This window comes from Bradyrhizobium sp. Pha-3 (assembly GCF_042258615.1).
Taxonomy (GTDB): domain Bacteria; phylum Pseudomonadota; class Alphaproteobacteria; order Rhizobiales; family Xanthobacteraceae; genus Bradyrhizobium.
Genome location: NZ_CP170152.1, coordinates 2,490,414 through 2,515,941, shown reverse-complemented (window position 1 = coordinate 2,515,941; position 25,528 = coordinate 2,490,414). Strand labels below are relative to the sequence as shown.

Annotated in this window: 24 protein-coding genes; 9 read left to right on the top strand and 15 right to left on the bottom strand. The window is 64.7% G+C overall.

Annotated features, from left to right (window positions below; genetic code table 11):
• Positions 1-3: 3 nt before the first annotated feature.
• Both ACE10Z_RS11775 and ACE10Z_RS11770 read right to left on the bottom strand, forming a co-directional pair.
• Positions 4-774, bottom strand: a complete 771-nt coding sequence (locus ACE10Z_RS11775; protein ID WP_194459395.1) for a CoA-transferase subunit beta — start codon at positions 772-774, stop codon at positions 4-6.
• Positions 767-1,687 carry a CoA transferase subunit A gene (locus ACE10Z_RS11770; RefSeq protein WP_375789812.1) on the bottom strand — a complete coding sequence of 307 codons (921 nt, stop codon included), beginning with the start codon at positions 1,685-1,687 and terminating at the stop codon, positions 767-769. The genes ACE10Z_RS11775 and ACE10Z_RS11770 overlap by 8 nt, the downstream gene beginning before the upstream one ends.
• A 561-nt stretch (positions 1,688-2,248) precedes the next feature.
• Between ACE10Z_RS11770 and ACE10Z_RS11765 the strand changes: the two genes are divergently transcribed.
• Positions 2,249-2,938 (top strand): acetamidase/formamidase family protein, encoded by a 690-nt coding sequence (locus ACE10Z_RS11765; RefSeq protein WP_375788063.1) that lies wholly within the window; start codon positions 2,249-2,251, stop codon positions 2,936-2,938.
• A 55-nt stretch (positions 2,939-2,993) separates the two neighbouring features.
• Here the strand turns inward: ACE10Z_RS11765 and ACE10Z_RS11760 are convergent, their stop codons facing one another.
• The 7 genes from ACE10Z_RS11760 to ACE10Z_RS11730 form a co-directional block, all read right to left on the bottom strand.
• Complete coding sequence (locus ACE10Z_RS11760; RefSeq protein ID WP_375788062.1) at positions 2,994-3,965, bottom strand: TRAP transporter substrate-binding protein; 972 nt, start codon at positions 3,963-3,965, stop codon at positions 2,994-2,996.
• A 151-nt stretch (positions 3,966-4,116) separates the two neighbouring features.
• Positions 4,117-4,380, bottom strand: coding sequence for a hypothetical protein (locus tag ACE10Z_RS11755; protein WP_375788061.1), 264 nt, complete (start codon positions 4,378-4,380; stop codon positions 4,117-4,119).
• A 77-nt stretch (positions 4,381-4,457) separates the two neighbouring features.
• On the bottom strand, positions 4,458-6,005 hold the full coding sequence (gene ilvA, locus ACE10Z_RS11750) for a threonine ammonia-lyase, biosynthetic (RefSeq protein WP_375788060.1): 1,548 nt from the start codon (positions 6,003-6,005) through the stop codon (positions 4,458-4,460).
• 391 nt (positions 6,006-6,396) lie between these two features.
• Positions 6,397-7,587 (bottom strand): M24 family metallopeptidase, encoded by a 1,191-nt coding sequence (locus ACE10Z_RS11745; RefSeq protein WP_375788059.1) that lies wholly within the window; start codon positions 7,585-7,587, stop codon positions 6,397-6,399.
• 18 nt (positions 7,588-7,605) lie between these two features.
• On the bottom strand, positions 7,606-9,024 hold the full coding sequence (locus tag ACE10Z_RS11740; protein WP_375788058.1) for an MFS transporter: 1,419 nt from the start codon (positions 9,022-9,024) through the stop codon (positions 7,606-7,608).
• Positions 9,025-9,042: 18 nt separating this feature from the next.
• A complete protein-coding gene (locus tag ACE10Z_RS11735) occupies positions 9,043-9,834 on the bottom strand; it encodes an alpha/beta fold hydrolase (RefSeq protein ID WP_375788057.1) in 792 nt (263 codons plus the stop codon).
• Positions 9,835-9,845: 11 nt separating this feature from the next.
• A complete protein-coding gene (locus tag ACE10Z_RS11730) occupies positions 9,846-11,465 on the bottom strand; it encodes an FAD-dependent monooxygenase (protein ID WP_375788056.1) in 1,620 nt (539 codons plus the stop codon).
• 110 nt (positions 11,466-11,575) lie between these two features.
• Here ACE10Z_RS11730 and ACE10Z_RS11725 point away from each other — a divergent pair, with 110 nt between their 5' ends.
• The 3 genes from ACE10Z_RS11725 to ACE10Z_RS11715 all read left to right on the top strand — a co-directional run bounded on the left by ACE10Z_RS11725 (position 11,576) and on the right by ACE10Z_RS11715 (position 14,130).
• Positions 11,576-12,472, top strand: a complete 897-nt coding sequence (locus ACE10Z_RS11725; RefSeq protein WP_375788055.1) for a LysR family transcriptional regulator — start codon at positions 11,576-11,578, stop codon at positions 12,470-12,472.
• 197 nt (positions 12,473-12,669) lie between these two features.
• Positions 12,670-12,951, top strand: a complete 282-nt coding sequence (locus ACE10Z_RS11720; protein WP_050401090.1) for a hypothetical protein — start codon at positions 12,670-12,672, stop codon at positions 12,949-12,951.
• A gap of 225 nt (positions 12,952-13,176) precedes the next feature.
• Positions 13,177-14,130, top strand: coding sequence for a helix-turn-helix domain-containing protein (locus ACE10Z_RS11715; protein WP_375789811.1), 954 nt, complete (start codon positions 13,177-13,179; stop codon positions 14,128-14,130).
• Between the two features lie 111 nt (positions 14,131-14,241).
• Here ACE10Z_RS11715 and ACE10Z_RS11710 read toward each other — a convergent pair whose 3' ends face one another.
• The gene (locus tag ACE10Z_RS11710; protein ID WP_375788054.1) at positions 14,242-15,108 is read right to left on the bottom strand and encodes a DUF2066 domain-containing protein; all 867 of its coding nucleotides are present in this window, start codon (positions 15,106-15,108) and stop codon (positions 14,242-14,244) included.
• A 201-nt stretch (positions 15,109-15,309) separates the two neighbouring features.
• Here ACE10Z_RS11710 and ACE10Z_RS11705 point away from each other — a divergent pair, with 201 nt between their 5' ends.
• Positions 15,310-16,323: an NAD(P)-dependent alcohol dehydrogenase gene (locus tag ACE10Z_RS11705; protein ID WP_375788053.1), complete on the top strand. Its 1,014-nt coding sequence runs from the start codon at positions 15,310-15,312 to the stop codon at positions 16,321-16,323.
• Positions 16,324-16,341: 18 nt separating this feature from the next.
• Here ACE10Z_RS11705 and ACE10Z_RS11700 read toward each other — a convergent pair whose 3' ends face one another.
• On the bottom strand, positions 16,342-17,115 hold the full coding sequence (locus ACE10Z_RS11700) for an enoyl-CoA hydratase-related protein (RefSeq protein WP_375788052.1): 774 nt from the start codon (positions 17,113-17,115) through the stop codon (positions 16,342-16,344).
• A gap of 101 nt (positions 17,116-17,216) precedes the next feature.
• Between ACE10Z_RS11700 and ACE10Z_RS11695 the strand changes: the two genes are divergently transcribed.
• The 4 genes from ACE10Z_RS11695 to ACE10Z_RS11680 all read left to right on the top strand — a co-directional run bounded on the left by ACE10Z_RS11695 (position 17,217) and on the right by ACE10Z_RS11680 (position 21,423).
• On the top strand, positions 17,217-18,806 hold the full coding sequence (locus ACE10Z_RS11695) for a gamma-glutamyltransferase (RefSeq protein WP_375788051.1): 1,590 nt from the start codon (positions 17,217-17,219) through the stop codon (positions 18,804-18,806).
• A 45-nt stretch (positions 18,807-18,851) separates the two neighbouring features.
• On the top strand, positions 18,852-19,706 hold the full coding sequence (locus ACE10Z_RS11690; protein WP_375788050.1) for an enoyl-CoA hydratase-related protein: 855 nt from the start codon (positions 18,852-18,854) through the stop codon (positions 19,704-19,706).
• A 323-nt stretch (positions 19,707-20,029) separates the two neighbouring features.
• Complete coding sequence (locus tag ACE10Z_RS11685; RefSeq protein ID WP_375789810.1) at positions 20,030-20,428, top strand: PaaI family thioesterase; 399 nt, start codon at positions 20,030-20,032, stop codon at positions 20,426-20,428.
• Between the two features lie 125 nt (positions 20,429-20,553).
• Positions 20,554-21,423 carry an alpha/beta hydrolase family protein gene (locus ACE10Z_RS11680; protein ID WP_375788049.1) on the top strand — a complete coding sequence of 290 codons (870 nt, stop codon included), beginning with the start codon at positions 20,554-20,556 and terminating at the stop codon, positions 21,421-21,423.
• A 167-nt stretch (positions 21,424-21,590) separates the two neighbouring features.
• Here ACE10Z_RS11680 and ACE10Z_RS11675 read toward each other — a convergent pair whose 3' ends face one another.
• The 4 genes from ACE10Z_RS11675 to ACE10Z_RS11660 form a co-directional block, all read right to left on the bottom strand.
• Positions 21,591-22,883, bottom strand: a complete 1,293-nt coding sequence (locus tag ACE10Z_RS11675; protein ID WP_375788048.1) for an NAD(P)/FAD-dependent oxidoreductase — start codon at positions 22,881-22,883, stop codon at positions 21,591-21,593.
• A gap of 194 nt (positions 22,884-23,077) precedes the next feature.
• A complete protein-coding gene (locus tag ACE10Z_RS11670; RefSeq protein ID WP_375788047.1) occupies positions 23,078-23,809 on the bottom strand; it encodes an amino acid ABC transporter ATP-binding protein in 732 nt (243 codons plus the stop codon).
• A complete protein-coding gene (locus ACE10Z_RS11665) occupies positions 23,806-24,459 on the bottom strand; it encodes an amino acid ABC transporter permease (protein ID WP_375788046.1) in 654 nt (217 codons plus the stop codon). Before ACE10Z_RS11665 ends, ACE10Z_RS11670 begins: the two co-directional genes overlap by 4 nt.
• A gap of 171 nt (positions 24,460-24,630) precedes the next feature.
• Positions 24,631-25,398 (bottom strand): ABC transporter substrate-binding protein, encoded by a 768-nt coding sequence (locus ACE10Z_RS11660; protein WP_375788045.1) that lies wholly within the window; start codon positions 25,396-25,398, stop codon positions 24,631-24,633.
• Positions 25,399-25,528: the final 130 nt, after the last annotated feature.

The following is a 25,528-nucleotide window of genomic DNA, read 5'->3' as shown; positions in this document are numbered from 1 at the left end:
GCTTTAAGCGGTGAAGAGACGGTCGGGATCGAGCATCCGCAGCGTCTCGAGTTCGTGATCGGTCGGCGGCGACGTGACGTGGAGCTTCTCGTCGAAGTCGAGCCTGAAACCGGTATTGTCCTGCACCTCCTCGCGGCTGACGCCGGGATTGAGCGCCAGCACCTTGATGCGCCGGGTCCTGTCATCGAAGCCGAACACCGCGAGCTCGGTAATCACGCGCCACATGCCGCCGCTGGGCAGACCGGAATCGCGCCGGCTGGTGCCGCCGCGGATGAAGCCGGGGCTGGTGATGAAGTCGACCTTTTCGACGAAGCGACGCTTCTCGTGCTTCATCGCGACGATCATGTTGGTCAGGCTGGAGATGTCATTGCCGCCGCCGGTACCTGGCAGCCGCGTCTTCGGCTTCGCCGGGTCGCCGATGAACGACGAGTTCAGATTGCCGAACTGATCGATCTGGGCGCCGCCCATGAAGCCGACATCGACGTAACCGCGCTGGAGCAGCAGCAAGACATCGGCGCTGCCGAGGACCATGTTGGCGCGCTTTGTGCAGCGCTGGTCGTTGGTCGACGGCGGCAATTTGCCCGGCTCGACGAAGGCGCCGACCACGCCGCCCTCGAACAGAATAGTCAGGGCTGGACAGCGGGTGCGCTGAGCCAGGGTTGCAGCGAGCAGCGGCACGCCGATGCCGGCGAAGACCACCTGCCCGTCCTGCAGCTGGCGCGCGCTCAAGATCGCGAGGATTTCGCTTGCGGTGTAGCGCTGCGCCTCAGTCATTATAGATGCTCCTGCCCTTCTGCGTTGCCTCCAACACCTCATCCATGCCGATCAGCGAGAGATATTCGTTCCAGGACTTCGGGCTGTAGAAATAGCGGTCGAGATATTCCTGCATGCCCTTCACGGGATCCGCGTTGACCTGCGCGACATAGGCTTCCATGTGCCGCATCATCGGTTCATAGAGGCCGTAGCACTCGTGCGGAGCCGATCCGTAGGGAACCTCGACCACGGCATCGACGCAGAAGAACGGAATTTTCGTCTGGTCCGGCGCGCGCCGGATCTGGTCATTCGAGACGATCCGCTCGGTCGTGAGGATCACGCTGTTGGCAGCGAGCGCGAGATCGATGTCCATGAATTGCAGGCCGTCGATCTGGGCGTTGCCGTAGGGGTCGCAGCGCTGGACGTGGATCAGCGCGACGTCGGGGTTGAGCGCGGGGACCAGCAACACTTTTTCGCCGGTGAACGGACAATCGATCTGCTTGGCTTCGGGACGCTGACCAACGATATCCGACCCCAACATGGCGCGGGTCGGCAGGAACGGAACACCCATGCCGCCGGCGCGAAAGCGCATGCCGACAGCCATGTGGCTCCATTCCTCATAGCGCTTGCCGCCATTTTCCACGTGATGCCGCATTACCTTGGACAAACCCCAGAGAATCCCCTGGGCGAACCAGCTGGTGACGACGTGGTTCGCGATGCCGGATCCGAACACGAGGTCGCCGTCCGTCGAGACGATGCAGCGCGAAATCGAAAGATCCTTGCGATGCTGGCGGATCAGCTCCCAGAGCAGCGCCATCGGCGTGCGGGACATGGTCGACCCGCCAACACCCACTTTCATGCCATCTTGGACGAAGCCTGCCGCCTCCTCGAGCGACACCACCTTTTCGCGCAGGCTGCGGTCGCGCTGCGCCATCTTCTCTCTGAGCCGCGTATACGGCTCCACCAGGGTATCCGGCAAAACATCCTCCTTGTCGGCAACCGGCAGCGGCTGAGGAGCGAACCGCAGGCCCTTCCTGCCAATTGAACCTATCGTACTAATGTTAGTCCCATACGTCTAGCGGAATCTTCGCAACGGTCCATCGTGACGGATTCAGCTGGAGCGCTTGAAAGACGCCACGGCATCATTTGTGCCGCTTGGCGATCCCAAACCTGTCAGTCGAGCATAATGACCATGAACCTATAGATAGGACGTCCTGCCAAACATCTCGGTGCTTGGCACAAATCATGCTTATGCAAATCATGCTTATGAGCGAGGCGGCACTTTCGAAAGCATCGCCATGGAGCGCCTGCTTCGACAGCGATCACTCGGCTGCCACCGCCGCGTGGCGCGGCAGCGGGCGCAGAGGCATCAACAAGAACCAATAAGAAAGGATGGACCGTGGAGCATTATCTTACCTCGACACCAGATCATCTTCATTGGGGACTGTGGGATGGCCGGCTCAGTCCCGTCATCCGAATTGCGTCTGGTGATCGGGTGACGATCGAAACGCTCTCGGCCGAGCCGGATGAAGCGTTCGATCTTGTGAGCGACCTGGTCGAACCGCTTGGCGGCAGCGACATCCCCGCATCCCACGGAGCCGCACCGCGGCTATTGACCGGACCGATCCACATCGAGGACGCCGAACCGGGTGACGTGCTCGAGGTTCGTGTCCTCGATGTCCGCTTGCGATCGGACTGGGGTTGGAACATGAGCGCCCCGACGAGCGCTGCGCGGGAAACGTCATTGGACTTTTGCTGCCGGCATGTCCCGCTCGATCGCACGCGCAATATCGCGCGCCTGCCCTGGGGACGGGAGCTGAGGTTATCGCCGTGCTTTGGCAACTTTGGTGTCGCGCCGCCGGCGAACTGGGACCCCCGCAAGCCGAACGAAGCGAATGGTTTTAGCGGGCGCATCGACAACAGGGATCTCGGCGTCGGATGCACCGCCTATTTGCCGGTTTTCGTCGCGGGCGCATTGTTCTCGGCGGGGCATGGCCACGCGCTCCTCGACGATGGAGATACGCACCTCTCCGCCATCGAAACGGCGCTCGCCGGCACGTTCGAGTTTCACATTCGACGCAATCTGCATCTTGCGACCCCTCAGGTCGAGACCACATCCGCGTCGGTCAGCCCATCGATCGTCAATGCGCTCACACCGCAAGGCCGCAGCCGCCGCACGAACTAATGCTGCGCGCCGCGCACAGCGTCTTGGCTCATCCTCGCCCGTGCAATGACACTGTCTACTGCTGCTGCAACGCCCGCTCAACGATAGCCACGGCTTCCGGAGGAGCCTTGGCCTTCCACATTGCGATTGGTGCCGACGCACCTTGCTTCAGCGCCGTGAGAACAGCGGCCGGCGCCGGCTCTGTGATCTGAACCCCGTTGGCACGCATGCGCGCGTAATTCTCGGCCGTGCGATTGGCAAGAAGCTGGAACTGGCTTTCTTCCGTCTCGGCGGCCACCTGCATCACCTGGCGTTGAACCGATTCCGGGAGCGCTTCAAAGGCATCGGTCCTTACAAAGGCAATCGAGATCGGGATCGCGTAGTTGATCGCCGTGAAATGAGTTAGATCCTCCCAGAGCTTTCGGCCGGCCCCGCCGTCGCCCGACGTCAGGATAGCATTCAGCGCATGGCTTCTTACCCTGGCGATTGCCTCGTTGAACGGAAGATACTCCGCGGTTGCACCGACCGCGCGTATCACCTCGGCCGAATTGTAGTCATACGTCCGCGCGGCAATGGATCGCAGGTCCGCCGGCGTCGAGATTGGCTGGACACTCCAGAGGCCGGTGGACGGCCAAATGGTGATGTACAGGAGCTTGAGGCCCTGCGCGGCCAACGCCTTCTCGTAGAGTGGCCGCGCGCGCGCGTTGATGGTCTGCGCCGCCTCGATGGACTGGACGACAAACGGCAGCGACGGCAGACCAAATACCGGATCGGACGCTTCGAGCGGCCCCGCAAATGCGTCGCCACCGGCAATCCGTCCCTCTCGGGCCGCACGCAACATTTCGCCGGAGCCGATCTTCAACTCGTTATCGAACGCATTGCGGACCGTAACGTATCCGCTCGTCTGTGCGGACACGAGCTCCGCGAACTTTGCCAAGCCAACTCCCGAGATATTGCTTCGAGGATATTCCGTCGCCATTTGCCACGTCACTTGAGCGGACGCAGGCGCGCTGAAGATGACCGTCGACGCAATGAGAAGCGCCGCCATGGCAGACCGTAAGCCAGCCCAACTGGTCGGCGAAGGCAAAGCAGAATCCGAATTGAGCACCGGAAATGACCCGCAAGCACAGTTTGACTTCGATCAGTCTTGCCTATGCCGACGGGGCCGTCAAATGGCCCAGCTATCTGCACATGCCGTCCTAGACCGGCGAGTGCCCGTCATCGCTTGCTGCTACGCCGTTCTCGGCGCGGCGCGGGGCCGCCTTTGCCGTCGCGCGGGCCTTGCTCGGCTTGGGCGCCTGCAACCCGTAGGTGGAGAAACCCTTTGCGGTGTCGGCGATCTCCTCGTCGCTCAGGATGATCCGCGAGTCGAGCGCAAGCGAGAGGTAGTATTGCCGCGCGAGGGTCTCGAGCTCGAGTGCGAGCCACATTGCCTTGTCGAGATTGGCGCCGAGCGCGATCATGCCGTGATTGGCGAGCAGACAGCCATTGCACCGCCAACCGTCCTCTTTACTCTGGACCTGCGTAGGACCTCGCCGCTTCATCCCTTCTCGGCGGAGAGGAACAGGCGATAGGCCGGATTCTCGCTCTCGTTCCAATAGGGATAGCCGAGCGCGTCGAGCGCCTGAACGAACCGGGCGCGCTCGCCAGGCTTGACCTCGATGCCTGCCAGGATGCGTCCGTAGTCGGCGCCGTGATTCCGGTAGTGGAACAGCGAAATGTTCCAGTCAGGCGCCAGGCTCTCGAGGAATTTCAGCAATGCGCCGGGACGCTCCGGAAACTCGAAGCGGTAGATCACCTCGTCCTTGAGAAGCGGCGCGCGACCGCCCACCATGTAGCGTACATGGTCCTTGGCCATCTCGTTCTCGCTCAGATCCAGGATCGGATAGCCCTCGCGCCGCAGCAGCTCCATGACTTCCCGCTTCTCCGCCTCGCCGCGGCTCAGCGCGATGCCGACGAAGAGCTGCGCCGGCGCCGTCGTCTCGGCGAAGCGGTAGTTGAATTCCGTGATCGCCCGCGAACCAAGAATACGGATGAAGTGCCGATAGCTGCCCGGCTTCTCCGGCACAGTCACCGCAAGCAGCGCCTCCCGGTGTTCGCCGACCTCGGCGCGATCGGCGATGGTGCGCAGCCGGTCGAAATTCAGATTGGCCCCGCTGTTGACGGCAATCAGGCTGCCGTCGCTGAGTGCGCCGCGCTCGGCGTAGGCCTTGAGGCCAGCGAGCGCCAACGCCCCCGAGGGCTCGGCAACGGATCGCACGTCGTCGAAGATATCCTTGATGGCGGCGCACATGGCGTCGGTGTCCACGGTGACGACCTCGTCGAGCAGGTCGCGGCAGAGGCGGAACGTCTCCGCTCCGACCTTGCGGACGGCGACGCCATCGGCGAACAGCCCGACCTGATCCAGCGCGACAACGCTGTCCTTGGCGAGCGCGGCCGCCATCGAGGCTGCGTCGGCCGGCTCCACGCCGACGACCTTGATCGAAGGGTTGAGGAATTTCACGAAGGCGGCGACGCCAGCCGCCAGCCCGCCCCCGCCGATCGGCACGAAGATCGCCTCGATCGGATCGGGATGCTGCCGCAGGATCTCCATCCCGACGGTCCCTTGGCCTGCAATCACGTCCGGATCGTCGAACGGATGCACGAAGGTCAGGCCGCGCGCGACCTCGATCTCCCTGGCCTTGGTTTGGGCATCGTCGAACGTGTCGCCATGCAGCACAACGTCGCCGCCCAGACGCCGGACGGCCTCGACCTTGATCGCGGGCGTCGTCCTCGGCATCACGATCGTCGCGGGAATGCCGAGCTTGCGCGCCGACAGCGCCACGCCCTGCGCGTGATTACCCGCCGACGCGCAGATGACGCCCTGTCTTCGCTGCGCGTCCGGCAGCCTGACGATCTTGTTGTAGGCGCCGCGAAGCTTGAAGGAGAAGATCGGCTGGAAGTCCTCCCGCTTCAGCAAGACGGCGCGCGACAGGCGCTCCGAGAGCCGCGGCATCGGGTCGAGCGGCGTCTCCACCGCCACGTCGTAGACACGGGCGGTCAGGATGCTTTGGGCGTAGTCGCGGAGCGCGTTGGCGGCAGTGGTCATCGGGTCGCTTCTGTCGATGGGGAGGCAATCCATATCGGTTGCACCTGCCCATCGTCGGCGCCGACCTGGCGAGCAGACGGCGTGGAGCCGGCCGCTGCATCCAGCGCGAAGCATCGCATGACCGGAGGCTCGCGTGAAGCAAAGACCGCCGGATCAATCGCCTGGCCGAGCGCATATGAAGTCATCTGGGCCGTCGCAGGGGGCGCTGCCAAAATATCGAAAACAACCCCATGCAAAGTAGCCGGCGGCGGCCGGCGTCGACCGGGCAACTTGACACGTCGGGCAACTCAGGGATATATTTCTAGTATTCCGAAACTCGCCAGCGAGCGCCTCCAGCACCGCAGCTGAAGCGGTGACCCAGCCAAAAATGCGGTCGTGGCGTTGACCGGGTTCACGTCATGAGATGCAACGAATTCCATCCCCTGCCATGGTCACCGGGCGCTTCCCAGCCCGATTCGGAGACGAGCAGCGTGTCCTCGAGCTTGATGTAGCCGCGCTGCGGATGTAGCAGCGCGGTTTCGATCGAGATCACCATCCCGCATTCGAGCGGCCGGTCGGCGTCATAGGGCGCGTAAGGGACCGGGCCGGTCGCGGTGAGGCGCGGCGCTTCGTGGCTGACAAGCCCGATGCCGTGCGCGGTGAAGTCGAGCACGGCGCGATGCGGCGAGGTTTTGACGGCTGCCTCGCCCGCCGCGATAATGTCGCCCCCCATCGCGCCCGGCCGGATTGGGCGCCGGGCCACCTGCTGGATGTCCTCGATTTCTTGCAGCAACTCGCGCAGCTCACTGTCGGGCTCCCCCAGAAGTCCCATGCGGCTGAGGTCGCCGATATAGCCCCGGTAGTTTCCGCCGGAATCGATCGAGATCACGTCGCCCTCCGCAAGAAGCTGGTTCGACGGTGCGCGGTTATGACTCTTGCCCGCGGCAATCAGGCCATATTCGAACACGAGATCGCGCTCCTGCTCCTCACGGCGCAGACGGGCGACGACGTCGTTCTTGGTCATGCCCGGTGCACAGCATTTGAACGTCGCCATCATAGCATCGACGACCCGCTCGGAAGCCTCTCTGATGAGATCCAACTCGGCCGGAGACTTTACGGCGCGAAGGCGCTCGAGCGTGAAATGAGCCTCGCGGAACTCGACGTTGCCAAGACCGGCAAGCAGGTGATCCCTGGCCTCGGCCGGCAGGAAACCTGCCTCGATGCCGACGCGCTTGGCGCCGCCCCCGAGCTTTTTCACGTGATCAAGGGCGAGGCCGATCGCATCGATCGTTCCCCACGCGCCCGCTTTAACGTTCGGCGCCGATATCCGTCCGAGCTCATGCTCGAACTTTTCCATGCGGTTACCAATGTAGGCGGAATTTTCAGGGTGCCCCTTCTGATAGACGAACACCGGCAGATAGCGGCTGGTGCCGATCGCTTCCATGACGTCGAAGAAGAAGAAGCGATAACCACCGAGCAGGTACTGCACATTGTGACGCGAGGTGACGACCAAAATGTCGAGCCCCGCCTCATCCATCAGCCGATCGAGTTTTGCAGTATCGAACGGCGCCGCCGCCGCGACCATGTCGTGCGCATTGTCCATTGTAAATCCTTCCGTCTTTCACTGTCCTGCCGCCGCTTTTGCGGCCAGCGGCTTCGGTGCGGCGCTCGCGGCCTTATTGTCGCCAAACAGAGCCACCGGGTGTCCGTGCGGCTCGACGCCGAGGAACGTAAAGGCAAGTCCGATCAGGAGACCCGCGCCGGCAAGAAACAAAAACGCCGGCGCCACCGCCGAGGCGGTTGCGCTGGGGTGCACGACATTGTCCGCGCCGGCGATCAACGCGAGGCACAGGGGACCTACGATCTTGCCGACGCCGTTCGAAAGCTGGGCAAGGCCGACCGCGCGTCCCGAAAGCTGGACCGGAAAAATCTCCGCGGGATAGGGCCCGATATTCGAAAATCCACCGTCGAAGAACACGGCGCCGACGATCAGGAAGACCAGGAACAGCGGGACCGAGCCGGCAAAGTCGTTGTGAAAATAGGCCGCCAGTGCCAGTGAAACCGCAGTGCCATAGCCCATCAACTGGCCACACGGCTTGCGGCCGATCCGGTGCGCCAGAAACGCAAAGCCGGTCCGGCCGACAACGCCGGCGAGGCTGACATAGATGAACATCTTCGCCGCATCCTGGGGCGCGACGCCAAGCAGCAGCGCCACGATCGTCGGTCCCCACAGGAAAACGCCGTAATTCGCCGTGCTGGCGCCGAACCAGATCAGGACTGTCAGCCAGAAGCGCCGCTGCTCGGCAAACAGATCGGCAAATGTCGCCGGGCTTGCCGGCGGCAGCGTAGGCAAGACAAATGACTCGCCGCCGACCCGATAGAGCTTTCGGATATTCGTCTGCGCCTCGCGCACGCGGCCCTTGCTGATCAGCCAGCGCGGCGATTCCGGCATGATGATCATGGTCAGAATTGCGAGGATGATCGGCAGGAATCCGACCGCGGCCAATCCGCGCCAGCCGACCAGCGGCAGCAGGAAGCTCACCGTCACCGACGCCGACAGCACGCCAAAGGCGACCGGAACGACCACGAGGCTCGTGACCAGCGTGCGATGACGGGTCGGCGCGAATTCGACGATGGCAGGGACTGCCGCCGCCGCGCCCGCGGCAAGGCCGAAGCCGACGAAAAAGCGCAGGATCGCGAACGCAACCCAGCCGTCTTCCGGAATGAACGCGATCGCGCCCGAGGTCAGGCCGCAAAGCAGAACGCCGGCAACCGCCAGCGGCTTGCGCCCGAAGCGATCGGCGAGGACTCCTGCAGCGAACGCCCCCAGCATCGCCCCGATGCCGGCGCTCATCAGCATGATCGAGGTCTGGCCGAACGTCAGGTGCCATTTCGGCGCCAGCACCGAGACCAGAAACCCGACCACAAAGAAATCGAAGAAATCCACCACGCCGGAGATGGCGAAGATGATGATCGATAGCCAATAGCGCGTCGTCACCGGCGCTTCGTCGAACGGCACAGCGCTCGCTTGCTCAGCCATGGTCTCCCCCTGTTGTTGTCAAGCCGCCTTCTTTTTTGAATTCAGGAATGCCGTCACCGCCTCCGCCACCCGCTCGGGGGCCTGGATCGATGCGACATGGCCGACGTCCGCGATGGTCCTCGTCTCGACGCACGCAAGATCGCGGGCGAGCGCAAATGTCTCCGCGTTCGGGATCAGCCGGTCGTCAGCACCTGCCAGCAGCAGCGTCGGGCGATCAAAGCCCGTCAGATCGGCAGCGACGGGCTGCGCGAGCAAGGCGCCACGTCGCGCCTTCTGGCCGTCATCGCGGCTCGAGCCACGGAAGATATCGATCAGTTCGGGCCGCGCGCGCAGATAGTCCGGCGGGAAGAAGAACTCCGCGATCTTCGGCGCGTTGCCTGCGGTGTCGGCGCGGTACGACGCGAGTGTGCGGAACACATCCGCATTGACCTCCAGCGGGCTCCTGTTGACCTTCCAGGTGCTGCTCAGGATCAGGCGATCAATGCGGCCGGGATGGCGGGCCGCCAGCACTTGCGCGATCAGCCCGCCCAGCGAGGTCCCGAAGACATGGACACGATCGTAGCCGAGCCCTCCGATCAAGGCCGCGGCATCATCAGCCAGGTCCGCCAGCGAATAGGACGACGGAGGATTCCTGGTGGCGCCGGAATCGCGCTGGTCATACGCGATCACGGTGAAATCCGCCGCCAGCGCAGGCGCAAGGCCGTCAAACATCGAATGATCGGCCTCGCCGCCATGCAGCAGCACGATCGGTTCGCCGCGTCCGGTTTTCTCGAATGCCGTGACGATGCCGCTCGATTCGAACGATTGCATGGGAGCCTCCGCTAGTGCAGCAAGGTCGAGAGCGCGCCGGCCAGTTCCTTCGCCGGATCCGACGGCACCCACGGCATCCGCCACGCCACGTGTCCGTCGGGGCGCACCAGCACCGCGCCGCGCATGCCCAGCTGGAATCCGTCGGCCGGGTCAGCTGACGGCAGTTGTTTCAGCGAGAGCGGCAGGCCGGTCTTCTCCGCCACCTGCTTCCCTGCCTCCAGCCACTCGCTGCCGAGCGGACCCGTGACGACGGTGAATTCCTTGTCGAACCAGTCGAGCGTGGATTTCTTGCGCGAAGGCTCGAGCCACATATGCGGAAAGCGCGCGCCGGGACGGTCGGTCGGCGTGTAGTAGCGGGAGTTCAACGCCTTCGCGACGGTGCCGTCGGGGATCACCGCGCCATCCTCGTAATTGTGTCCGAGGTTCTGCCCGATGCTGTGCAGGTGATTGTCCATATCGTTGATCCAGAACCTGATCCGGTCCGGGTTGCGCGATCGTACGGCGTCGTCGGTCAGCCCAAAGCGCAGCCGATTGCCGTAGCTGAAATTGGCATTGGATTGCGCGATCGGGCGGCGCTCGCTGGAATAGCTGTCGAGCAGCTTTTCGTCCGCGAGTCCCTTCAACACGAAGGCGAGTTTCCAGGCGAGATTATGCGCGTCCTGCACACCGGAGTTCAGGCCGAAGCCGCCGGTCGGCGGAAAGCGGTGCGCGCAGTCGCCGACCAGAAACACCCGGCCCTTTCGAAAGGTCTCGGCCACCTGCATGCTGACGCGCCAGATCGAACGGTTGAGAAGCGTGACGTCGAGGTCCGGAATGCCGACATGGCCGCGCGCGATCTCGATGAACTCCTGGTCGGTCCATGGCCGCTCGCGATCGTCCTTGGTCAGGCCGATTTGCCTCACGGTGAGCCAGCGGTCCCGGCCATTGGTGTTCAGGATGCCGGCGCGCGGCAGATCGGGTCTGTCCGGGACGATGATGAAGCCGGCGGCCTCGCGTGCGATCGGCAAACGCGACAGATCGGCCCGCCAATACTCGTTCGACATCACCGCCAGCGTGGACGGCCCGACCATGTCGATCCCGGCGCTGCGCCGCGTCTGGCTGCCCGCGCCATCGGCGGCGATCAGGTAGGTCGCCGTCCACTGCGTCACTTCGCCGGTCTTTTCACAACGTGTCGTGACGTTGACGCCGCTGTTGGTCTCCTCGAACGATTCACAGGCCGTGTTGAACAGGGCCGTGGCGTGCTTGGACTTCTCGACCACCCGCAGAATTTCCTCCTCGACGGCATCCTGGGCGACCAGGCTCTTCCAGGCGGGGGTATGCCCGACATTCGGTTCGGGACGGGTGCGGCCGAACTCGTGACCCGCGATGCTGTCGAGGAACACGAACATGTCGGAGTTGTCCTGTAGGCCGCGGTCGCGGATCGCCTGCTCGATCCCCCACTGCCGGAAGATCTCCATGGTGCGGACCCAGCAGCCGCGCGACTTGGGATGATCTGTTGTCGTCGGACTCTTCTCGACCACGACGCAGTCGATGCCGAACCGATCGAGCAGCAGCGACATCGCAAGGCCGACCGGCCCGCCGCCGGCGATGAATACGGACGTCTGGCGTGCCTCATCGGTGGCGATGCCCATGCTCGTCTCTCCTCCGTTCTGATCGTTGCGAGGAGACTGCTCCTTTTTTGGTATCTCACAAGAATATGTTTGATATGGTATCCATCTCGAATTGAGATGGAGCGCCGATCATGGACCTGCGGCAGATCCGCTATTTCGTTGCCGTCGCCGAGCGTGGCGGCTTTGCCGCCGCAGCGAGCACGTTGAACGTCGCCCAGTCGGCGCTCAGCCGCCACGTCAAGGAACTCGAAGACGAATTGGGCGGCGCCTTGCTCGAACGCGGCGCGCGCGGTGTCTCGGTTACGGAATCCGGCAAGGTGCTGCTCGCGCGCGGGCGCTGGCTGCTCGGCACGATCGACGACATCAAGGCCGAGGTGCGCACGGAAAATCGCGAGCCCAGCGGTACGGTCCGGATCGGCGCGCCGCCAAGCCTCGGCGATATCCTCTACCCGCCGCTGGCCCAGACATTCGTGAAGCAATTTCCACGGGTGCGGCTCGAGCTCAGTGAAGGCTTGACGGAAAACGCATCCGAACGCCTGCTGCGCGGTGAGCTCGATCTCGCGATCGTGACGACGCCGCCCCCCAACGATCACCTCGACTATGAACTGCTCATGGTCGAACAGGTGTTCCTGATCGGACCGGCGCGGGATCCGCTGCTGAAGCGCGGCCGACTGACCCGCAAGCAGTTCGACGCCCTGCCATCCGCCGTGGGCCCGCTCAGCCGCAACCCGTTCCCTTCGACAATGCTCTGCGCGGTACGGGTCGACAACAGCACCCCGATGAAGCGCATGGTGGCCGCGGGCCTCGGCTATGCATTGCTGCCGTTCTCCGGCATTCACCAGGAAGTCGCCACCGGCGCGCTGTCGGCAGCGCTGTTGCCATGGATGCGCGCCGACCGCGTCCTGGCATTGCCGCGCGGACGGCCGGTCAGCCGGGCAACGCGTGAAGCGATTGCAACCTTGAAGAAGATCTGTCGCGCCCTGATCGATGAGGGAATTATCCTGACTGCGCCCGCGCACAAGACCTGAACACGCCACTCCCTGCCAAACGATCCGCTCATTCCGCGCGGAAGCCCTGCGCACGGGCAGGCCGAAAGACGGCGATCGCGCAGGCACAAATTCGAGTCACGGAGCGGTGAGCGCACGAAGGAACCGGGCGTAATTTAGGTTTCAGTAAGCAAGTTGTAGCTAAAGTCGATCAGTGAGTTGCGTATAGGAGACTTCCAGTGATCGACTTTGACGAACTTCGTAGTATCGCCGCGGATGTTCGTATCTTTATCGATGCTTCGGAAGACAAGGGTGGCGCGTTGAAGGCCATCGTCGACGCCTACGATGTCGTCCTCGGCATCTTCCCCGCCGGCCCCGGAATGGACCTTCACGTGGTCAAGGGCACCGAGGTCCTCAATCACATCGCGCAGACCCAGGCCTCGTCGGGCTTCACGCATACCGCCATCGCTTTCCAGACCCGCGAGCAGGCTGTTGCGCTTGAGCACCTGATGGCGGCCTAGCCACCGGCGCAGAGCCGCTGAAAACTGCACATTTTGCTTTGAGATCAAGCGATTGCCCCCCATGCGGCGGGGACGATATGCACTTTGTGCCAGCCTCGCCCCCAAGGCGTGCGGTCCTGACAAAACGACGTCCCGACCGATCAATCCCTTGCCGTCGTCCGCGTTGCCTTCCGGGCCAAAACCGGCAAAAATCCCGTCCATGATTCCGCCGTGGAACGCGTGGATATGGGCCAGCAGCTGACGGTTCACAGCGGCGAGCTTGACGGCTTCGAGGGACTCCACGACGCCGTCAAAGGCTCGCATGTCGAGGTCATGCAGCTCGAGCGGGGCAAGCTGCGCGGGACGTTGTCCCATGTCGGGATCGGCGATTTTTCGCTCAGCATCGGCGCATTCAATGTCGGGGTCCGTACCCAGCGCACTTCGACCGATGACAAGCTGATCATCGGAATGCTGCTGAACGCCACGGATCGCGTCACGCATTGGGCATTCGACATGCAGCCGGCCGACGTGCTGGTGATCCCTCCGTCGATCGAGCATGACGGCGTCTTTCACAAGGCCTCGTCCTATGCCGCCATTCGCTTCGACATGGCCGATTTGCCCGACATATTCGGCGGTGAGCCGCGGCTCGCCGATGCCGAAACATGGAGCGTCAAGAACCATTTTCGCGCGGACCGCACGATCGGCATGAGCGCGGCGGACAGGCTGCCGAAAATCATCGCGCATCTCGCGCGCTATCCGGACGCCTTGTCGCATGCGTCGGCCGAATTCTGGAAACGCGCGATCATCGACTGCGTGACGGCGACGGTCGTCACGTCGCTGCCGCCTGACGGAACCAGCTATCTGCCGTCGGCGATGAAGCTGGTGCGTGACGTCGAGGACTATCTGCTCGCCGCGGGTGCCCGCCCGGTCCATGTCTCGGAAATCTGCACCGAGCTCCGGCTGTCGCGACGCAGCCTGCACCGCGCCTTCCACGAGGTGTTCGGCGTCGGCCCGGTGACGTTCCTGCGCTACAAGCGGCTCTGCACGATCCGTTCGATCCTGCGCGAAAGCACGCCGGAGCAGACCACCGTTTCCAAGGTCGCGATCGAACAGGGCTTCATCGAGCTCGGGCGCTTCTCGCAATACTACCGCGCGATGTTCGGAGAATACCCGTCGCACACGCTCGGCTACGCCGGCTAGGGCGTTTTCGAGCGAAGTGGATACCGGTTCGCGTGAAGAAAACGCGTCAAAACAAGAATCTAGAGCCCGTTCCGATTCAATCGGAACGGGATAAGCTTAGAGCGCGCAGGCTCATTTCGATCGTCCCGGATCGCCATTGCCCGACAGCACCTGCGCGGCACCGCCGACGCCGCGCCGGAAGGCCTCATCGAAGGTGACGCCGCGAAACTGCCATTTGTAGTCCTTGCCGCGCCACACCATCCGCCATTGCGTGGTCCAGCCGAGATCGTTGTCGTCCCAGACCAGCTGCCCGACCAGGATGGCCTCGCCGCCCTGCGGCGCCACGATCGAACTCAGCTGCGCGGTCGGCATCTTCAGGAGCCCGGCCGCCGTGACGTTGGCACTCGTCAACGCGGCCGTATCGGGCAGCACGACGCGCATGCCGCGCTTGCCGGCGGCAGCCGCGAGCGCATCGCGCTGCAAATCGGACTGCGGCCCGTCAGATGTGACGATGAAGTCCTTCGGGCCGTGCAGCATCCCGACGAACACGCCGAGCGCCGGCCGCTGCGATCGCCACGGCTTGAGGCCGAGCTCGGCGAGAATGCCGTCGATCCTGTTCTGGTCGAAAGCCACCGTCAGGTCGTAAGGCCGGTCGCGGGTGCCCTGCTCGTCATGATGCGGCTTGCCGGCATACTGGTCGTGATAGTCGAAACTGCTGACGAACTCACTGGCCCTGGATTTGTAGCCAGCGAGCCGATGGTCGCTTGCCAGCATCGGCTGGCCGGAGACCTTGATCAGGACGTCCTCCAGACATGCACCGAAGCCGATGATGCGGTTCGGCTCGCCCTGGCCGGTGACGACGGTCTGCGCGCGGTAGAGGTCGTCATCCGCCGCCATCGCACCACTGCAACAGATCAGCGCAACGGCAAGCAGCGTTCGGACCACGCCACGTGCGAACGCGGCGATCGGATTGCGTTTCGTCTCAAGCAAGGCAGCCATCGTCACCTCCGCTCGGTCACTTCATCAACGGCACATTGGCGGTATTTTCGGGCAGCTCCAATCTGTTCGAGCGTGGGCGCCATTCCATCGGCCGCCACGCGCGCTATGGCCACACGCCGCAGGCCTGACATATGCTCGGTGGATGCGCGGCGGCGCCCGGTGCGTCGCCCAAGACAACAAGCCCCCGACAGGAGACGTCCCGTGAAATGCTATGAGTTGCAAGGCCCCGGCGGCGTCGACGCGCTTGCACTGGTCGACAAGCCGGTTCCGCAGGCCGGTCCCGGCGAGGTCCTGGTGCGGCTGAAGGCGGCAACGCTGAACTATCGCGACCTGCTGACGGTCAAGGGCGGCTACGGCTCGCGCCAGAAATTTCCGCTGGTGCCGGTCTCCGACGGCGCCGGTGTGGTCGAAGCGGTCGGCGCCGGGGTCAGGAGTTTCGCACCCGGCGATCGCGTGATCGGCAGCTTCTTCGAAAGCTGGCTCGGCGGCGAGCCGAGCGAGGCGCGGATGCGCGCGGCGCTCGGCGGCAGCGTCGACGGCGTGCTGACCGAGTACCGGGTATTCCCGGCGCACGCGCTGGTGCGCACGCCGGACCATCTCAACGATATCGAAGCCGCGGCACTGCCGTGCGCCGGGCTCACGGCGTGGAGCGCAGTGGTCAAGCTCGGCGACATCAAGCCGGGACAGACCGTGCTGACCCAGGGCACCGGCGGCGTCTCGCTGTTCGCGCTGCAATTCGCCAAGATGTGCGGCGCCCGCGTCATCGCGACCTCTTCCAGCGACGCCAAGATCGTGCGGCTGAAGCAGCTCGGCGCCGATGTCACGCTCAACTACAAGACCACGCCCGACTGGGGCAAGAAGGCGCGCGAGCTGACCGGGCGCGGCGTCGATCTCGTCGTCGAGGTCGGCGGCGTCGGCACGCTGAACGAGTCGATCCGCGCGACCAAAATCGGCGGCACCATCGCCTTCATCGGCGTGCTCGCCGGTCCCGCCTCGTCCGACACCAGGTTGCCGCTGATGGTGATGCAGCAGCAGCGGCTGCAGGGCGTCACCGTCGGCTCGATCGAGGATCTGCAGGCGCTGTGCGACGGCATCAGCATGCACGGCGTCAAGCCCGTGATCGACAAGGTGTTCGCGTTCGACCAGGTCAGGGATGCGTTCGCCCACATGGCGAGCGGCGCGCATTTCGGCAAGATCGCAATTGCGATCGGCTGATTTGCCCACCAGCAAGGCCTAGCGCCCCGTGAACTGGGCCTTGCGCTTCTCGACGAAGGCTTGGCGGCCTTCCTTCGCGTCGGCGCTTTCGCGGATCACCTGCTGCAGCTCGATCTCGCGGCGGAACTGATCGGCGTAGCTTGCGTGCTCGCTCTCCTCGAGCAACTGCCGCGTCGCGACCAGCGCGCGGGTCGGACCATCGGCGAGGCGGCCGGCGAGCACTTTCGCCTCGTCGAGCAGCCTTGCGTCGTCGACCACATCGCGCACCAATCCCCACTCTTTGGCCCGCTCGGCCGACAACGGCTCGTTCAGCAGCATCAGCTCGAGCGCGCGCTGGCGCCCGATCAGGCGCGGCAAGAGCCAGGTCGAGCCGAGGTCGGGCACCAGGCCGATCCGGCTGAACACCTGGATGAAGCTCGCCGAGCGCGCGGCCAGGATGATGTCGCCGGACATCGCAAGGCTGAAGCCGCCGCCGGCCGCGACGCCGTTGACGGCGACCACCACCGGCATCCGGCACTCGCGCAAGGCCTGCATCGCCGGCCAGTAATGCTTCATGACGCCGGTATAGATATTGTCGCCGAGCGAGTTGAACGCCTTGAGATTCTGCCCGGAGCAGAAGCCGCGCCCCTCCCCGGTCAGGACCAGCGCGCGGATGCCGGGCTCGACGCCCATCTCGCCGATGGCGCGTGCGAGATCGCCGAGCAGTTCCGGCGTCATGGCATTCAGGCTGGCGGGATCGTTCAGGGTCAGAATGCCGACCTTGCCGTCCCGTTCACGCTTCACACTGCTCATTTTCCGCTCCCCGAAATTGGTTGTTGTTGCACTGACAGTGCCTTGCTTGGCATGCTACGCCAACGCGACCCGCCCGCAACAAGAACAGCGAAAGCAACGCCATGTCCGACCAGTTCTCCAACTCGCAAGTGATCCGCAAGCCGGCCGTCAGCGCCAAGGGCGGCATCGTCGCAGCGCAATCGCGCAAGGCGGCCGAAGTCGGCGCAGAGGTATTGGCAGCGGGCGGCGATTGCGTCGACGCCGTGATTGCAACCACCTTTGCCCTCGGCGTGCTGGAGCCGTGGATGAGCGGCGCCGGCGGCGGCGGCGCGATGGTGCTGTACCGCGCCAGGGAGAACCGCGTCGAGGTGATCGACTACGGCATGCGCGCGCCCGACGGCCTGCGCCTCGAGGATTATCCGTTGACCGGCGGCGCGGCCTCCGACCTGTTTCCCTGGGCGCGGGTCAAGGACGACCGAAATCTGCACGGCCCGGGCTCGATCGCGGTGCCCGGCGTCGTCGCCGGCATGGAAGAGGCGCATCGCCGCCACGCCAAGATGCCGTGGAAGGACCTGCTGGCGCCGAGCGTCAAGCTCGCCGGCGAAGGCCTGCTGGTGGATTGGTGGACCACCGACATGATCGCAAGCTCGGCCGCGGATCTGCGGCGCTATCCCGCCAGCGCCGCGGCGTATCTGCTGGACGGCCTGCCGCCGAATGCGCAATGGGGCATCAAGTCGGTGGTCCGCATGCCGCAGGACAGGCTGAAGGCGACGATGGCGCAGCTTGCCGCGGCCGGCCCGCGCGACTTCTACGAGGGCGATCTGGCGCGCAGCATCGCCGACGACATCCAGGCCGCCGGCGGCGCGCTGTCGGTGCGCGATCTCGCCGCCTTCCGCGCCCATCTGCGCGAGCCGCTCAGGATTCCCTATCGCGGCGGCACCGTGTATGCGACGCCGGAGCTGACCGCAGGTCCCACCATGGCCCGCACGCTCGGTCTGCTGCAAAAGGCGTTGGCGCCCGCGCAGGGCGGCCCGGATGCGACCGCCTATGCTGCCTACGCCGAGGCGCTGCAGGCCGCCTATCGCGAGCGGCTGAAGGACATGGGTGACGTTGACGGCCGCCGCGCGCTCGGTGCGGAGGCGATCGCGCCATCCTGCACCACGCATTTCTCGGCGGTCGACCGCAACGGCAACATGGCGGCAGTGACGCAGACGCTGCTGTCGACCTTCGGCTCCAAATTCGTGACGCCGAACACTGGCCTCACCATGAACAACGGCATCATGTGGTTCGATCCGACACAAGGCAATCCGAACTCGCTCGCGCCCGGCAAGCGCTGCCTGACCAATTACACGCCCGTGGTGGCAGAGGCGGCCGACGGCCGCCGTCTTGCCGCCGGCGCATCCGGCGGCCGCCGCATCCTGCCCGCGGTGTCGCAACTGCTCTCCTTCGTGATGGATTTCGGCATGGATCTCGACGCGGCGATCCATCAGCCACGCATCGACGCCAGCGAAGGCGCCGTCGTGATCGGCGATGTCCGCCTGCCGCAGGCTGTGCGTGAGGTGCTGCGCGGCAGCTTCGACTATGAGGAGGCACGCATCCAGACCCAGCCAAAGAAGTTCGCCTGCCCCAGCATCGTGCTGCGCGATGGCACGACAAACAGCGGCGCCACCGAGCCGTTTCATCCGTGGAGCGACGCAATCGCGGAGGCGTGAACCGATCACGGCGCGCATTACAACAAGCATCCCGGGGAGGCCGTCATGAGCTACGAACACATCACGTGCGACATCGACGGCTCCCTGACGATCGTCACGCTCAATCGCCCCGACAAGCTCAATGCCTATACCGGCACGATGGGTGCAGAGATCGCCGACGCGTTTCTGCGCGCTGACGAAGACGACAACGTCCGCGCCATCATCGTCACCGGTGCGGGCCGTGCCTTCTGCGCCGGTGCCGACGTCTCCGGCGGCGCCAAGAGCTTCGACACGTCCGGCAGCCACGGTGCGGGCGTGTTCGCAAGCGCTGGCCAGCGCAGCGGCCGCTTCGTCGAGGCGATCTTCAACTGCCGAAAGCCCTCGATCGCCGCGATCAACGGCGCTGCGGTCGGCGTCGGCATCACCATGACGCTGCCGATGGATATCCGCATCGCCGCTCGCGGCGCCAAGATCGGCTTCATCTTCGCGCGCCGCGGGCTGGTGCCGGAGGCCGGCAGTGCGTGGTTCTTGCCAAAGCTCGTCGGCCTGCCGCAATCGCTGCGCTGGTGTCTCTCCGGCCGCACCTTCGATGCGGACGAGGCGCTGGCGGGCGGCCTCGTCAGCGAGGTGGCCGAGCCGGACGCCTTGCTCGAGCGGGCGCGGCAGATCGCCCACGAGATGACGGCGGAGACGTCGGCCGTGTCGGTGGCGTTGACCCGCCAGATGCTCTGGCGCTTCGCCGGCGCGCCTGATCCGTTCGAATTGCTCGCGATCGACAAACCGATGTCGGTCGAGCGCGGCGGCCACGCCGACGTGCGCGAGGGCGTGCAGTCCTTCATCGAGAAGCGAAAGCCGGCGTTTCCGGGCAAGGTCTCGCAAGACATGCCGAGCCAGTATCCGTGGTGGCCGCCCTCGGAATGACGGGGATCGCGGCGTGGACCGTCGTGCTGTGAGACAATGTCGCATCTCACGCACCACCGTCGTCCCGGCGAAAGCCGGGACCCAACCACAGGGTGGCGTTGTTGAAGAAGGCTGTGGCCCCAGCGTCGCGCAACGATTGAGACTTGGGGTAATGGGTCCCGGCTTTCGCCGGGACGACGATGAGGATAGTTCTCGATTCGAGGCGTCGCACCACGCGGTATCATCACCCGCGCATGCAGTAATTGACGCCTTCGCGATGGCGCGCCGAGGGACATTGCAGGACGCAAATGGGCTGATACATTTCGGCCCGACAACGAACAATGGTGACCGGCTTGAGCGATGCAAGCGCAGACGTGCCGCCGGGCGCCCAGCTCCTTGGACGCGAGTGGCTGGGCTTCGACGGCGAAATCCCCTCGATCCGCTTTGTGGCGCAGCCCCTGTTCACCAACCGGCACGGAACGATCCAGGGCGGCTTCCTGGCGGCGATGCTGGATTCGGCCACCGGCCTCGGGGCCCTCGCTGTACTTCCGTCAACCAGGACCGTGGTGACCAGAACCCTCACCACCCGCTTTCTCAAGCCGGCGCGCGTCGGTCCGATCACGGCCAAGGCCAAGGTCGTCTCGCAGACCGACCGCGACATGATCGTCGAGGCCGATCTGATCGACGCCGACAATGTGACGGTTGCCAGCGCCACGGCCGAATTGCGGATTCTGGACAAGTGATAGCCATGCGTTGTGCGCCCTTCGTGTTGTCCGCTCTGTCGTTGCTTGCTGTCTCTGTGGCGCACGCGGCTGGACTTCGGCACTTCGATGTTCCCGCCGATCCCGACGGGCCTGCGATCAGAGGGGTGGCCTGGCACCCGTGCGCCGAGCCCCCGCGCGAGATCGATGCCCGCGGCGGCAGAACGTTCTTCGGCGTCAACGACTGCCCGATCGTGGGAGACAAGCTGCCGCTGATCGTGATCTCGCATGGAAGGCGTGGCTGGCTCGGCGGGCATCACGACACCGCCGCTGCGCTGGCGGATGCCGGTTTCATCGTCGTGACGATCAATCATCCGACCGATACCGAACGCGACACCAGCGGCACCGACAGCCTTGCCGTCACGGTCGAGCGGCCCGCCGACATCAAGCGTGCGATCGACTACGCGCTCGGAGCCTGGCCTGACGCAGCCCACATCGATGCCGGACGCATCGGTCTCTATGGTTTCTCCTGGGGCGGTTATACAGGCATCGCGGCGGTGGGCGGTGAGCCCGATCTCCGCAAGGGCTTGCCGAACTGCCAGACATCGAGCTTGCGGGCCTGCAAGGAGCTCGAAGGCGGCGAGAAGCCGAGCGGACCGGTCGTGCACGATCCGCGGATCAAGGCCGCGATCATCGTCGATCCCTTTCCCGTGCTGTTCTTTGCCGCCGAGAACTTGAAAGCCGTGACGATCCCGATTCAACTGTGGAGCTCGGACCCCGCGCAGAATGGCGACGGTCTGTCCGGGTGCTGTGCGGCCGCCATCAACGACCGGCTTCCGTCCAAACCGGACTTTCACCTGGTGAAGGATGCCAAGCACTTCTCCTTCCTCGCGACCTGCACACCGGCGGAGACAGCGAAGATGGCGGGCATCTGCGCCGACGCGCCGGGCTTCGACCGCGTCGCGTTTCATCAGCGCTTCCACGCCGCGGCCATCGCGTTCTTCAGAACGCACCTTGGCGAGGCCGCGACGCGCTAGTGTGCTGAATGCGAAGTTCGTGCGATTTCGCGGCAGCCGCTTTCACGAACTTCGCATTCATAAAGCACACTAGAATCATAAGTTTGCTAGTGTCCTTATCGAATCCGAAGTTCGCTCCGAAAGTGCGGCGAATGATACGGACTTCGGATTCGGGACACTAGCGGCAGCTACACCCCAAGCTTGTCCCTTACCCGCCCGGTCAGCACCGCCGTGGTGACGCCGACGCGCCAGAAGGCGTGCATCGGAATCGGCTTGATGCCGGTCACGGGCATGTCGATCTCGGCCTTGGTGCCTCCGATCAGGCGGCGGGCGAGTTGCGCGCCCATCGCGGTCGAGAGTGCGACGCCGCGGCCGTTGCAGCCGAGCGAGATCAGCAAATTCTCCGCGGGCTCGTGGACATGCGGATAGTGATCGGCGGTGATGGCAAGGCGGCTGTTCCAACCATGGGTCCAGCGGACGCCTTTGAGCTGCGGCCACAACCGCTCGGCGTAGCGGATCAGATAGGCGACGTCGGTCGGCTTGCTGATCCAGCGCATCGGGCCACGGCCGCCCATCAGCAGCCGGTTGTGCTGGTCGATGCGGTAATAGACCGTGATATGGCCGCTCTCGTAGAGCACCGGACGCGTTGGCATGATCGCACGCGCGACCTCCTCGGACAGCGGCGCGGTCGCCGCGATCGACGAGAACACCGGCACGATGGTGCGGCGGAGCGCCGGCCAGAGATCATCGGTAAAGCCATTGGTCGCGAGCAGCACCTTGTCGGCGTGCACGATTGCGCGCGGGGTCTCGATCCGCCAGCGGTTGCCGTCACGGCGAAGCGACAGCGCCGGCGTCTCGCCATGGACGGCGACGCCTGCGCCAATCGCGGCGCGCGCCAGCCCGCGCGCGTAACTCAACGGATGCAGATCGCCGCCGCGCGCATCCAGCATGGCGCAGAGGTAGCGGTCGCTGCCGGTCATCTCGCGCATCTCGGCGGCGTTGAGCAGCTTGACCGGCATGCCGCGCCGGATGCACTGCTTCGCCGTGGTCTCGATCGCGGTCGCGCTGGCCTCATTGTACGCGGCGCGCAGCGTGCCGTTCTGCCGCGCCTCGCAGGGAATCTGGTAGCGGCGGATCAGGTCATGCGTGAAATTCGTGGTGCCGTAGGAGAATTCGATGATGCGGCGGCCGAGATCGGCGCCGAAATCCCGTTCGATCTGGTCGGGGTCGTGCTTCAGCCCGGGATTGGTCTGCCCGCCATTGTTGCCGGAGGCGCCCCAGCCCGGCTCCTGTGCCTCCAGCACCGTCGCAAGCACGCCCTGCTCGGCAAGATGCAGCGCGGTCGACAGGCCGGTGAAGCCACCGCCGATGATCGCGACCGGCACGCTCTTGTCTGACGTCAGCGGCGGTGTCGGCGTCGCCTCCACCGCGGTGTCGGCGTAGAGGCTCGGTGGCAGCGGCAGGCGCGAGGTTGGGGTCATGACTGGGGCTCGCGTTTCACCTCTCCCCATCGGGGAGAGGTCGCGCCGAAGGCGCGGGTGAGGGGTTCAGGTCCCACGAGAGAGCGTAACCCCTCACCCGGATTGCATCTGACGATGCAATCCGACCTCTCCCACAAGGGGAGAGGTGAACCGTTGATGCGGTAACGACTCGACCGGATGACATCATTTTCCGATCACAGCGGGTGCAGCACGCGGCGCAGGAAATCCTGGGTGCGCGGGTGTTGCGGTTGGTTGAGGACGGATTTGGCGGCGCCCTGCTCGACGATGATGCCGCCATCGATGAACAGCACGCGGTCGGCGACGTCGCGGGCAAAGCCCATCTCATGCGTGACAACGACCATGGTCATGCCGTCATCGGCGAGCTTGCGCATCACCGAGAGCACCTCGCCGACCAGTTCGGGATCGAGCGCCGAGGTCGGCTCGTCGAACAGGATCGCCTTCGGCTGCATCGCCAGCGCCCGCGCAATCGCGACGCGCTGCTGCTGGCCGCCGGAGAGCTTTGGCGGATGCACCTCGGCCTTGTCGGCGAGGCCGACCTGCGCGAGCAGCGCGCGGCCGCGGGCAATCGCCGCCTCGCGCGGCTCCTTCTTCACATAGAGCGGCCCCTCGATGACGTTCTCGAGCGCGGTGCGATGCGGAAACAGGTTGAAGCGCTGGAACACCATCGAGACCTGGGTGCGGATCGCCACGATCGAGCGGTTGCCCTGATCGACGCGCGCGCCCTCGACGCTGATCTCGCCGCGATCGTAGCTCTCGAGCCCGTTGATGCAGCGCAGGATGGTCGACTTGCCGGAGCCCGACGGGCCGATGATGCAGACCACCTCGCTCTTGGCGACCGAGGCGGTGATGCCTTTCAGCACCTCGACCTTGCCAAAACTCTTGTGGACGTCGTTGAGCTCGATCATTTGCGGTTCGCCTTGTTCTCGAAGTGCCGAACCAGCAGGATGAGCGGAATGCTCATGGTGAGGTACATCAGCGCCACCAGGGTGAACACGCTGGTGTTCTTGAAGGTCGAGGAGGCGATCAGCTTGCCCTGCAGCGCGAGCTCGGCGACCGTGATGGTGGAGGCTTGCGAAGAATCCTTCAGCATCATGATCATGATGTTGCCGTAGGGCGGCAGGATGATCCTGACCGCCTGCGGCAGCACCACGCGGTGCATGGTGAGCCACCAGCCCATCCCGATGGTCTGCGCCGCCTCGATCTGTCCCTTGTCGATCGCCTCGATACCGGCGCGGAAATTTTCCGCCTGATAGGCCGAATAGGCGATGCCGAGCCCGATGATCGCGGCCTGCAGCGCCGACAGCGCGATGCCGAAATCGGGCATCACGAAATAGATGTAGAACAGCAGCACGATGATCGGGATGCCGCGGATCACGTTGATCAGCGCGGCACTGAGGCCGACAAGGATGCGAATTCCGGACACCCGCATCAAGGCCCAGACCAGCCCGAGCACGGTCGAGAGCAAGAGCGAGCCGACGGTGACGACGATGGTCAGCCAGACGCCCTGCAACAGGATCGGCACGAACTCGACGGCGTCATGGAAGAATTTTTGCATCGGCTAATCGTGTGCAGTCCGGTTACCTACTCGAATTTCATCTCCGTCATCCTGAGGAGCGGCGTCTTCGCCGCGTCTCGAAGGATGCACGGCCCGGCTGGTGGCCGTCGACCCTTCGAGACGCGCTACGCGCTCCTCAGGGTGACGGGTCTCCATCGGGGTACCCGCGCGTCACGACGCGCTGGCCTTCTGGCCCCATTTCTCCAGGATCTTCGCGATCGTGCCGTTTGCCTTCAGCTTCGCCAGCGAGGCGTTGATCTTCGCCAGCAGCTCGGTGTCGCTCTTGCGGACGCCGATCGCGACCGTCCCCACGGTGACGGGCTTGTAGCCATCGACCAGCCGGACATCGGCGAAATTGCCCTGCTGCAGATTGTAGGCGAGGATCGGATAGTCGGCGAAGCCGGCCTTGAGGCGGCCGGCATTCACGTCGCGCAGGATATCGGGAATGGTGTCGTAGACCTTGACCTCGCTGAACAGCCCGGTCTTCTTCAGCGCGTCGACGAACGCGGTGCCGACCTGGGCGCCGACCACGGTGCCCTTCAGGTCCTCCTGCGAGGCGTAAGCCTTGGTGTCGGCCTTCGGCACCACGAGGCCCTCGCCATAGGTGTAGACAGGTTCGGAGAAGTCGATCACCTCCTTGCGCGCGGCGGTGGCGAACATCGCGGCCGCAATGATGTCGATCTTGTTTGCGGTCAGCGAGGGGATCAGCGCCGAGAACTGCATCGGCTCGATCTGCACGGAGAAGCCGGCGTCCTTGCCGATCTCGGTGGCGAGATCGACCATGATGCCCTGGATCGAATTGGTCTTGGTGTCGAGAAAGGTGAAGGGGATGCCGGTCGGCGTCGAGCCGACTTTCAGCACCTGCTGCGCCCCCGACGGCGCGCTCAAGGCAAGGGCAAGCACCGCGACCGCGGCCTGAACGAGACGCAGAAAGGACATCGCAACACCTCCCGAAGCTGGCCTCGGCGCCGCATCGCCCTGCTTTTCGAGCTAGATGTTGCGGGCGACGCCGTTCCGGCCTATTTTCACCAATATGAAATTGTGGTCACGAAACCGCGGCCAATGCAAG